Genomic DNA, 12277 nt, shown 5'->3' with positions numbered 1-12277 from the left:
TTATTATTTATTATAAAGAATTTCCGGTGATGAATAAGAAGATTACTCCCTATATACTACTGTTTTTATCTGCAATGCTACTGTTTTCCTGCAAATCAGCCAAGCTGAGTGATGCAGAAGAGAAGCAGCGCATTGGTGAATACTTTGAAGCAGCGGCTATCTACCGGAAAGTTTATACGAAAACGTCTCCCCAGAAAAGGGATTTACGCGGATATATCGCATACAGGATGGCTGAATGCAACCGGCTTATCAATAATACGCCGAGGGCGACAAGCGCCTATATGAACGCACTGCGCTACGATTATCCCGACAGCATTGTAAACCTGCGACTGGGACAGATGTACCAGAGAAGCGGCAGATATCCCGACGCTATCCGTTATTACAACGAATTTCTGAAACTAAACCCGGAAAGCGAACTGGCCCTGAACGGTATCAAGGGAAGCGAACTGGCTCCGCAATGGAAGCAGAACCCAAGCCGTTACGTCGTTAAACGTATGGAGAAATTCAATTCCCGCCGCGGCGAATTCTGTCCGATGCTATTCGGCGATGCTTACGACCAGCTTTATTTTACCTCTTCCCGTACACCTAAAGGAGCCGGAAAAGATAAAGAAGAAACGATCAGTGCCATCACAGGATTAAGAAACAACGATTTCTTCCTCGTAAAGAAGGATGAACAAGGTAACTGGCTGGCTCCTATCGAACTGGAAGATGAAGTCAACACCGAATTCGATGAAGGAACACCCTCTTTCTCGAAAGACGGCAACACAATGTACTATACTTATTGCGCACAAGACCCGGAAGGCCCGCGCACCTCTGAAATATACGTATCCACCCGCAGCAGTGCCAAATGGGGAAAAGGGACACGTGCCTCTATTGTAAAAGACTCTGTAACAGCTTTAGGACATCCGTCCGTCTCACCCGACGGAAAATACCTGTATTATGTATCGGATGCCGTCGGAGGCTTCGGGGGAAAAGATATCTTCCGTTCCAGACTGGTCGGCAGCGACTTTGGGCCGATGGAAAACCTGGGGCCGGAGATCAATACGCCCGGAGATGAAATGTTCCCGTATGTACGCGACTCCGTTACGCTCTACTTTGCCTCGAACGGCCATCCGGGCATGGGGGGTCTCGACCTGTTCAAAGCCACACAGGACAGTACCGGTAAATGGCATGTGGAGAACCTGAAGGCACCGATCAACTCGATGGGCGATGATTTCGGTATCACTTTCGAAGGGAAGAAGGAAAAAGGTTTCTTTAGTTCCAACCGGAATGACGCGCGTGGTTACGATCATCTTTATTCATTCGAATTACCGACCATCACCATATTTATCGAAGGACTCGTTTCGGATGTAGATGAATATCCGATCGAAGACGCCACCGTGCGTATCGTCGGCAAGGATGGATTGAATGTTAAAGTACCGGCTAAGAAAGACGGCAGCTACCGGGTGGAACTGGAACGTGATATCCGTTATGTAATGATGGCCAGTGCCCGTGGTTACCTCAACCAGAATTTCGAATTGAAAACCGGCCCGGAAGAAAAGAACGAGACTTATATTGTGGACTTCTACCTCTCCCCGATCAGTAAACCGGTCGTAATCGACAATATCTTCTACGACTTCGACAAGGCAACCCTGCGTCCGGAGTCACAGAAAGCACTGGATGAAATGATCAAGATGCTGAACGACAACCCGAATGTCACGATCGAGTTGGGAGCGCATACCGACCGTAAAGGAACGGATCAATACAACGAACGTCTCGCCCAGCGGCGTGCCCAGTCCGTTGTGGATTATCTGATTGCCGGAGGTATCGACAAAGAACGCCTGGAAGCCAAAGGTTACGGCGAAAGCGTTCCGAAGACAATCAATAAGAAGCTGGCTAAAAGTTTCGACTTCCTGAAAGAAGGAGATGTCCTAACGGAAGAGTTTATCCTGACGCTGACACCCGAACAACAGGAGATGGCCGATCAGATAAACCGCCGTACAGAGTTCAAAGTGCTCCGGACAAACTACAATTTATTCTAACAACAAAAGTTATTCCGTTCTGCTTCGTGCCAGGATTTCGGAGAACGAGATGGGCCAGTCGATAGCGTTCATCAACGTCTCGAAGGCAACACGATAGTCGAACGGAACGACCATGTATTCGGAATACAGGTCGCACACAGCCATAGCCAGCATCATCTTCGTATTATAATGTACTTTTTTTAGTACACCCAAACTGGTCAGTACAGATTCCTTACGGGCCATTTCAAAGTCCTGTTCCGTCAAGGAGATTTTCTCTTTCAGCTGTTTATAGTGAGGACAATCGGAAATAGAAACACTGTCACCAATACTTTCCGCGATATCAAGTAAAACACAGCAAACAGCAATCCGTTCTTTTTCTTGTGGATTCATACTTTTAATCTGTGCCGCCCCGTTTCCCTCGTTTGGCATTTTATATTATAAAGAAGCGTGGAAACTGTAAATCTATTATTCGGAACTGAGGTATCGCCAAACACCCATCGAACAAATAATAAGACAACAGCCCACGCCCTATTCTATATACATGAGTATATATAACAAGCGTGAGCGTTTAGTTGCCTATTATCCTTGTCCGACTTGAAACTTGGCGATTTTCAGTTCCAAAGATAATATCTTAAACGCTTAACGTACCAACAGATAACAACCGAAACTCAATGTCCGGCCAACATGTTGTGGCAACAAAGATAGCGAAAAGCAATAAAATATATTGTTTGCAAAGAATTATTAACAAGAAAAAAGGGCACCGTAAAACGGCACCCTTTATTCATCAACAGGCAGGATAGTTCTACCCGTATACTTTATCACCCGGATTATTCGGCGGTGAACTTATAAATACATTCGCTGAAATACTTTTCACCCGGATTCAGGACAACAGTCGGGAAGTCGGGATGATTGGGAGTATCAGGATAATGCTGGGTTTCCAGACAGAAAGCACCGCGATGAGGATATAACACATCATGTTTGCCGGTATCTTTTCCATCCATAAAGTTTCCTGTATAGAATTGTATACCCGGTTCATTGGTATATACTTCCAAAGCGATACCGCTGGTCGGAGAATAAGCTTTTGCAGCCAGTACGTTCTTGTCACCGTTTGAGTTCAGCACCCAGTTATGGTCGTATCCGCGGCCTTTCTGCAATTGATCGAAAGGTTCGTTGATATGTTTGCCGATAGCCACCGGAGTACGCAGATCCAGCGGAGTTTCAGCAACTGTGCTTATGCCTGTAGGGATCAGCGTTTCGTCAACCGGAGTATAATTGTCGGCATTGATCATGATCACCTGATCCAGCACATCCGAACCGGGAACGCCTGACAGGTTGAAATAACTGTGGTTGGTAAGGTTCACCACTGTTTTCTTGTCGGTAGTAGCTTCATACTTGATATCGACAGCATTGTCATCCGTCAAAGTATAAGTTACCTTAATATCCAGATTTCCGGGGAAACCGGCTTCACCGTCTTTCGACAGGTAAGTAAGTTCCAGAGCCTGGTCGTTCAATTGTTTGGCATCCCACATGCGGGTATGATATCCCAGCGGACCGCCATGCAGACAGTGCATACCGTCATTAGCAGGAAGGGTATACTCCGTTTCATCCAAAGTAAACTTAGCCTGGTTGATACGGTTGCCGTAACGTCCGATCAGGGCGCCATAGTTACCATCTGATTTTACATACTGATCTACATTGTCATAACCAAGAACAACATCGGTCATTTTTCCGTTCTTGTCGGGCACCATGACAGAAACCAAGCGTCCGCCATAATTGGTAATGCACGCTTCGGCACCGTTCTTATTCTTCAGCACGTACAATGCCGTTGGTTTACCTTCTACCTCTGACACGAAATCAGACTTCAATAACCCGGAGAGTGTAGCCTCTTCTTTCTTTTCGGCGCACGACAGCAACAAACACATTGCCATGACAGCCATACATAGTCTCTTCATTTGAAAATTAATAATTTAAAGTGTACATTTCATAGGATGGCAAATATACACTTTTATCTGAATAGTAGCAGCTTTAGAAAAGATAAAATTGTTCCAATAAACAGAAACCTCCCCGGAAATAATCCGGGAAGGTTTGTTTTTGTCTGTTTTTACTCTTCACAGAGTTCGAACAGAAGAACTTTATTTCATTACTTTAGTATTAATAATTACCGTTTGTTCGCCTGTCGCAGGGTAATTGGAGTCCGATAACACCGCACGGTAATAAATTTAGAATTATTTGATTATAAATAATTACTTCTTATTTTACGATTGCCTTTACAGCGGCTTCACCTTCTACGGCAACTACAACTACACCTGCAGGAGCAGCGATGGTTGCATTGTCGGAAGAAACTACTGTGTTGGCAACTGTTTGGCCTAAGATGTTGCTGATAGCAACTCTCTTACCCTGAGCACCCTTAACAATTACTGCACCTTCTGTAGCGATTACGCTGATAGAAGAAGCATCGATAGCTTCGTTGCTAACTGCATCACGGTTTTCGTCTTCGTTGATTCCGAATACATCTCCGTTAGCATAACCATTAACAACAACTACTGTACCGTTGATCCATTTCAGGTAACCTTCATTGCTTGCAGTCTTAACTACAGCTTCTACATCTGTAGGAATATAAGCTTTGTACTGAGTCTGGATCTTGAATGTCTTATCTGCTTCGTTGGCAGGATTTACATAACGGAATGCAAACTTAGCAACATTGAAGTCAGGAGTATCCATATACAATTTCACAGCTTCGCCACCTTTACGGTTGATGATCAAAGTATCGTTGATATGCATTGCGTCTACGAATGACAGTTTAGCCAGGTATTCACCAGCTTCTGTTCTGTTGATGTACGGGTTGTTATGCAGGTGAGTTGCACCATATACGTTAGCTGTATCGATCAGGTTGATCAGGTAGCGGCCTGTTACCATACGGTCATTTCTCGGGTGACCCGGGATTGTACAAGTATCAGGGTTATGAACTTCCGGGTTTACAGCCAACAGATACTGCCAACGAGTGTTTTCACCTCTGTTGATATAAGCTGTATCAACAAACATAGATGGATTGATCTTGTCGAACTGATAAACGTTATCAATATTCAGGAAGCTCAATGTATCATTGTCTACAACAGACTTAACATCACGTTTTTCATACAATACCTGAGCATCGTTTTCTTCACGGAAGATGCTAACCTTTTCACCGAAACCATTTTCTACGAAGTGATATTCAGGAGCGTCAACAGCAGTCAACTTGAACAAGTCGTTAGAGTTGATCTGTTCCCATGATTCTTCAACCTGAACCTGACCGTTCTTTTCAGTTGTTGCACCGAACAGTTTCTTTGTCAAATCTAATTCATAATGAGCATCATCACCTGTACCAACTTTCTTAATACCGATGATATTGAATAAACCGTCAGCTCTTTTCTTCAATACGAATGCATAAGCAGACAGATCATTTTCTCTTGTCAAATCTACAGAGTTAGGATCACAATACATTGCATCTTCATCCAAAGCCAATTTAGCAGGAGCGATAGTCATGTATTCATCGTTAGCAGTGTTCTGGAATGCGTAAGTCGGGATCAGCATAGTATCTGCCAGTGCTTCATAGTCACCGTCTTTGTCATATTTACCATATTTGTTGATCAAAAGAGCTGTATCTTTTGTAGCAACGACTTTCCAGTTTACAGAGTTAGCATCTTCTTTTGTAAGACCCAACAGGTGTTTGCCTTCGTGATTTTCAGTAACATAGAAGTCTGTTGTTTCTGTAGAAGCAATAGCCATCTTATACTGTGTATCTTTGATTTCTTCGTTCTTGTAGTTTACATAATAATCTTTAGAAACCATTTTCAAATCAACACCGTTGATAACGAAAGTATCTCTTATACCACCAGAGAAAGTAGTAGCTCCAGTAGCTTCATAAACAACTGCATATTTGTTTGTCTTAGCATCGATCAGATACAAAGCAGAAGCAGAGAAAGAAATATTACTTTTCTCACGGTTGGTGAACTTGAAGTTATATTCAGAGTCACCCAGAGTTACAGCCCACTGACCTTCAGGTTTTGACTGCAGATATCTGTCGGCTTCAACTAAATCTTTACTGTTACCTGTTTTGTTATCAACACCTAATACTTTACCGTCTTTAGCAGCAATGTTCTTGTCAGCTGTAACGAAAGTAAATGTTACATATTTGTTTAACAACGGGTTGTTCTTTGTATCAACCTTACCGTTAACCATGTTGGTTTTGCTAAGAACAGCAGTCAAGTCTGTCTTAACAACATCAGACTTAACAGCAGTCAATACTGTGCCTAAATCTGTAGAAACAACTGTCAAATAAACATTGTCAGAACCAACTTTTGAGCTGATAGCTAACTTACCATCTACATTTGTAATTTTAAAATTAGTAGCATCAGCTTCTTTGTCTACAAATTTTACTTTGTAAGGAGCATCAGTAATATTACCCCATTGTTCAGCAACAACAGTCAAATATTTCTTACCTGACATCAACTTAAACTCACTAGTAGTTCCTGTTGCAGTCAGTAACTTTTCACTTACAACATCGCCATTATCAATAGCTTCATCATCTACATCAGTTAATGTTAAGATGAAACCATCACCCAGAATTTTGTTAAGTTCTGTTGCGGTGTATTCTACAACGTCTGCTGTAGAATTATCTTTATCTAAAGCTACAGTGTTAGAACCAGAAGAAACTTCTTTCACAGCTACAGTTTTTAAAGAAGCATTCAAAGGATCAGCATCTCCTTTTACAACATTTGCACCATCAGCTATAACTGCAAATGTTGCAGGAACAGCAGTGTAAGTCTGATCTTTTGCTGCATTGATTGCAGAAATAACATCTAAAGCACTGGCACCTTTAATTACCAAAGATTTGCTCTTTGCATTATAACCACCAAGTACATCAAGAACGGCTTCAGGGCGAGCTGAATTATAAGTTACTTGTGCACTATAATAATAAGGAGTTGCACCAGCTTTTGTTTCAGTAATAGTTCTTTCATCAAAGAAATCAATACCGCAATCAACGAAAGTATTTTTTGCAGCAATATCTGAAGCTACATTCTTTCCTGTTTGGCCTAAGAAAACCAAACCAGCAGAAATGAACGAATACTTATAATCATCATTACCTTTAACAAAAGCCTTAGCTGTAATCTTATTACCTTCAATAGTCATATCTTTAGCATCACTTCTAACAAGAATGCCATAAGTCATGAAACCATCTTCCAATTTAGGCTCTGTAATAACATTATCGACCAAAGTCACTTTTGTTACATCTGCTGCAACTTCAATAGCAGTCTTTGTTGCTGCCGGTTGGTTGTTGATAGATTTATTAGAAATAGCAAGCCCCTTTACAACTACACCATCTTTAGTAATCTTCAGGTGACCTTCAATTCCTTTACTATCTTTTTCTGCTAAAATAACAACAGCCCCACCAATAGTCAAATAGTTAACATTTGTTGCGACTTGAGATAATTCCTTTTTTCCATAAGCATATTCTCCAAATTTGATAATATCCTTATTAGTAAAAAGAAGGGTATCCGCATCAGAAGTTAATGTCCACTCTGCATTATCGTCAGATTGAGATTCTTGACCTTTTACAGTAGACCAGTTTGTTACTGCTTGTAGTTCTGCCAATGTCGAAATCTTTACAGTCTTCGCCAAAGCATCCCCACTCCACAACGAGCCAGCCAAAACCAAACCCGTTGCCATTAACGTAGAAAACTTTTTGTTCATAATCAATAAATTTAATATTAATAATAGTGTTACTAAAAACTCCTTTATAGCCCCGTTCTGAGGGCATGTCATGTTAAATGACTAGAAATAACGGTCGTTTATTCTCGTCACACTTTATGGGGAGTGATGTCTTTGTCATAAAAAGAGGGAATTTCATACTAATCTTTCTATCCGGTTGATAAGAAAGCATATAGGTCAGGAAAAAAATTAATCAAAAGAATTGCAGGTTTAAAACTTATGAGTACTTTTGTTGACGAGAATAAACGACCGTTATTTCTAGTCATGTACTTTACTTCATTCACTCCTTACTTTTCAATATATAATATAGCTTTTTAGTCTAGGTAATTCACAGGAGAATTATCATATGTATATAACAATGTACGTGCGTACATTAATATATAGGATCGATTAATAAGTACTTGTTTTCCAAAGGATTTAGGGCTACTTCTGTTGTTATGGGGAGAACTAAGCATTTAGGGCAGCATTCCTAAGGTTTAAAGACGGGACAATTATTGGCTTTTCTCAGGACTTTTTAAAAAGAAAGGATAGCATTACATATACGCAAGGCATGCCTTACTTTTATGTAAAGTTAGCCTTACATATTCGTAACAATAGCCTTACTTATTTTAATATTAGCACTTTCATGCTTAGATATCATATACTTTGACCTTAAAGATAAGGACGTTTGGGCTTAATTGTTACAGAGTTGATATAAAAAGGACTAAGGAAGTCCATAAGTAAAACAAAAGAAGCCATCCCTGGGTTATGCCCGGGACAGCTTCTTCAGCCATATTTCATTCCCTAAAAGGAGTAAAAGGGAACAAAACAGGATTACTTCTTAATAATACGGACAGTCTTCGCTTCACCGTTATCCAGAACGATACGAACCAGATAATAGCCGCTACGCAGCTGGCTCAGGTCGATTACCTGCTCCGGATTCTTTATTACCTTCTGTATTCTACCGGCCGCATCGATCACGACGATAGCGTCTACAGGAGAATTGGAAACTACTGTTGCATTATTTTCAACCAAAGTAGGATACAAACCTACGCCCTGCAGGGTGATCGATTCGTTACCCACAGTTCCCAGTTTCACATTGAAGGTGACAGAGTCACGATGTGACAGGTGGTTGGTCGACTCAGGCACTGTGATGTACAACTTCGTTAGACCTTCGTTTTTACCGATCACGTGTACACCTTCGATATGATTTCTTGTACCGGCGACAGCTATATTTTCAACAGTATAGCCGATCGTTGCCGGAGATTCACAGGAAGCGTACAGCAGGACGGAGTCGCCCACGGTAATCGATGTAGATTCGACAGACCATTCAAGTCCGGCATCTGCTTTCGCGATATTCAGCTTACCGGGAACCAGGGTTACGGCGTAGTTGTCTTCATCTGAGCTCAGACAGTCGATAACCAGGTCGTAAGCACCTGCGTTAACAGGGTTAACCAAAGTCTTTACAGTATAGATGAAGTTAAGAGCATCCGGATTATCACTGCCTACGAAACCGCTATAAGTAGGTTTCAATTCCGGTATTTCATCTCCGTAAACGATATCTACCGTACCTGCGCTGATCGTCAGCATGGCTTTCGACACGGTCAGGGTTCCGGTTTCACCAACGATTGTATAGTTTTCGCCCGGATCGCCACCATCGATATACAGGGTGTAGTTGCCTGCTTCCGTTATGGTACCAGCTACTTTTACCGAAGGAGCAGAAGCGGCTTTGAAGTCGTCGCTGCCGATGAAGCCCGAATATGTATATTCGAATGGTTCAGGCAATGCTTCGCCATAAGCGATCAATGCGTCTTTCGGTTTTACGATGACTTCACGCGGTTTGATCTGCATCTTTTCTTTGCGGACAAGCAGGTCGGAACCGTTATGTTTTACAAAGATGGAGATGTTGTACATACCGGCGTTGACAGGCAGGTCGTAATCACCGTTGTAAGTGATGATCGGAGTGTAAGTTGTGATACCCTTCAGGTCGGTCAGTTGCACGTCGGCTGCTTTTCCGTTACCGTCATAGTCGAATACCATGTTGCCCAGGATCACGTTGAAGTCTGCTTCATTCTTCAGACGCAATACTTTGAATACTTCCGATTTCAGGGCTTCCTGCTGTCCGGACTCTGCATTGTAGCGGGCGGTGATCGTTACACCTTCGTCGCTCGTCAATGCTTTTGCACGCAGATACCAGATGCTTTCCACCTTCTCCACCTGGATCAGAGCCGGGTTGGAAGATTCGTACACGATCTGGGAGCCTTCGGCAATTACGGTAGAACCTTGCTTAACGACTGCATTCAACCGCACAAGGTCACCTACGATCAGTTCATTCTGTATCGGAGTCCAAACCATTACATAGCTGTTATCCGGATATACCTGATAACGGGGCTTGCCTACAATGGTGATCTCATAATTGGTATTTTCCTTGTTGATGGCAGAGATGCCGGTCAGTTCGTAGGTACCTACCGGCAGCACGCCTTCCGGACGGTTGTTGATAACCAGGTTCTTGATACGGTTGCCGACAGCTACGGTAGCCGTAGAGTCGAGACTGTTGGCCGATTCATCCAGCTTGAAACCTTCGTAAGAGATAAACTCTTTCTGGACGTCGGCTTTGTTGAATTCAGGATCAGCCGAACCAAATGCTCTCTTGATCGTATCCAGACGGATAATCAGCGGAGCTTTCGCCACTTCCAGACGTACGCTGTCGTTCGTCATCGTACCCGGAACCAGTGTATTCATATTGAGTTTATAGTTACGATCCTTTGCCTGGAACGGCGGCTGGATAAACTTGTCTTCCGTAACGACCTTGATATGCAGGGTATCGTTGTATGAACCGGCATGCAAGGTATTGTCGGCGGCAACCGGTTTAACGACTACCTTCGGCATAAAGTCGATGATGTCGTCGGGAGTTGTTGTTGTCTGGTACTTAGAATCGAAGCTGGCGAGGCCACGCTGTTTAGCGGCATCGTTCGGTTCAAATGTCCAAGTAGTATCCTTATCGGCTTCACCGTATACGCGGTCTACGATCACTTTCCAGATAGCCAGCTGACGCTGGTTGATCAGGAATGAACCGTCAACCGTTTTGAATGCGTAGTTCAGAGAAGATACTTTATCGGCGTTGTCCACTTTAGCGACATACACACTGTCTTCCTTCTGATTCGGCTTCTCACGTTTCAGGCTTGCTTCCGTCTTTTCGGTTGCCTTACGGCCTTCATAGTCGAAGTATCCGGCAAGCGGGGCTACCTTGAAACCTCTGTCGCCTTCGGCTGTTGCGGAGATATAGTTCACTGCCTCAGCTGCTTTGGAGAAAGCATAGGAAGGAGCTACCGCCGCCGGTTTCTCTGCTCTCTTCTTCAACCAGAAGAAGCCGTCAGGATTAGCTTCGCCATAGATCTTCTGCATTACTTTCACCGGCTTTCCATCTATGGAAACTTCCGAATAGGCGTCGAATACAGTGATCGTGATCGTATCTTTCTTCACTTCGTATTTACCGGCAGTGATTACCTGGATATCGTAATTCGATAATCTCCATTTAACATCACTTACCGCCGCTTCCGTCAGTTCGTAGCTGTAAGTACCGACATCACTTTTCGGCTTATTCACCGCTGCCGATATTGCAGTATGGGTAACAGCCAGGTTGCCAGTCAGTAATCCGGCCAATGTCTGATCGTTCTTCAGTACACCATCGGTAATAAGAAGCTCACTACCCGGAATAGTCTGGATATTGGCTTCATCATACAGACGGGCACTGTCGGGAACAGCCAGGGTAAGAGGAGCTCTTTTAACTGTAAGCAAACCTCTTCCTTCGGGCCATGTATCCGACCAGACCTGCAAGTTCAGCGTATAGTTAGCAGCCTGTCCCCCACTAAGTCCGATCACAAAAGAACCGGGAAGAGAAGCTTTATTGGCTCCGCCATACGTTACGTCCGGCAGGACATTCACTTGTGAATTGGAAAAGATCGCTTCCGTATCGCCATTCACAAAACCGCTAAACACAAAGTCTTTAGCAGACCAAGGTGTTGCGGGGTTTTCATCCCCGTAGAAACGGCTGGTGTCGCGGGCTGCAATATTCAACGTTGCTTTGTTGACCGTCAACGAACGGGAAAGGGTTGCACCGCTCCGGTTGCTGACAAAGAACACAACATCATTGGTATTAGAAGGAAATTGAAAATAATCTGAAAGATTATTAGCCACGAACCCCAGCGTCTGTCCTCCACCAACAGTAGGTGTAGCAGAGAACTTCAGGATATCGCCGGCAGCCTTACCGGGTTTATAAAGTATGTTTCCACCGGTAGGTGTCTCTTCTTCTCCCGTACTCTTCACATGCCAGTAGCTGAAACTCGATCCGTCTATGCCGGAAGCAGTTATTACCGTATTCAGTTCCTCCCCATAAGTCATGGTGACCGGAGTTGCGGCTGCGAAACTTACATACACAGTATCGGGTACAGCCGTTTGCGCCTGGATGATACCGCCTGAAACAAGCATCAGGGGAAGCAGCATAAGCTGCTTCCTCGATGTTAATATTGATTTAATATATTTCTTCATAC

At 43.4% G+C, this 12277-nt stretch carries 5 protein-coding genes; 1 reads left to right on the top strand and 4 read right to left on the bottom strand.

The window, feature by feature from the left end; genetic code table 11:
• The first annotated feature begins 29 nt into the window (after nt 1–29).
• The gene (locus HMPREF1212_RS02475) at nt 30–2021 is read left to right on the top strand and encodes a PorE family type IX secretion system protein (protein WP_046148311.1); all 1992 of its coding nucleotides are present in this window, start codon (nt 30–32) and stop codon (nt 2019–2021) included.
• A gap of 9 nt (nt 2022–2030) precedes the next feature.
• Here the strand turns inward: HMPREF1212_RS02475 and HMPREF1212_RS02470 are convergent, their stop codons facing one another.
• The 4 genes from HMPREF1212_RS02470 to HMPREF1212_RS02455 all read right to left on the bottom strand — a co-directional run bounded on the left by HMPREF1212_RS02470 (nt 2031) and on the right by HMPREF1212_RS02455 (nt 12275).
• Complete coding sequence (locus HMPREF1212_RS02470) at nt 2031–2390, bottom strand: hypothetical protein (RefSeq protein WP_046150201.1); 360 nt, start codon at nt 2388–2390, stop codon at nt 2031–2033.
• A 437-nt stretch (nt 2391–2827) separates the two neighbouring features.
• Nucleotides 2828–3952, bottom strand: a complete 1125-nt coding sequence (locus HMPREF1212_RS02465; protein ID WP_046148310.1) for an aldose epimerase family protein — start codon at nt 3950–3952, stop codon at nt 2828–2830.
• 298 nt (nt 3953–4250) lie between these two features.
• Nucleotides 4251–7730, bottom strand: coding sequence for a DUF6383 domain-containing protein (locus HMPREF1212_RS02460; protein WP_157316942.1), 3480 nt, complete (start codon nt 7728–7730; stop codon nt 4251–4253).
• A gap of 831 nt (nt 7731–8561) precedes the next feature.
• Nucleotides 8562–12275, bottom strand: a complete 3714-nt coding sequence (locus HMPREF1212_RS02455; protein ID WP_046148308.1) for an MBG domain-containing protein — start codon at nt 12273–12275, stop codon at nt 8562–8564.
• Nucleotides 12276–12277 lie beyond the last annotated feature (2 nt).

Origin of the sequence: Parabacteroides sp. HGS0025 (genome assembly GCF_000969845.1) — a bacterium.
GTDB classification, from domain to species: Bacteria; Bacteroidota; Bacteroidia; order Bacteroidales; family Tannerellaceae; genus Parabacteroides; species Parabacteroides gordonii.
This window is presented reverse-complemented; position numbering and strand designations above follow the sequence as displayed.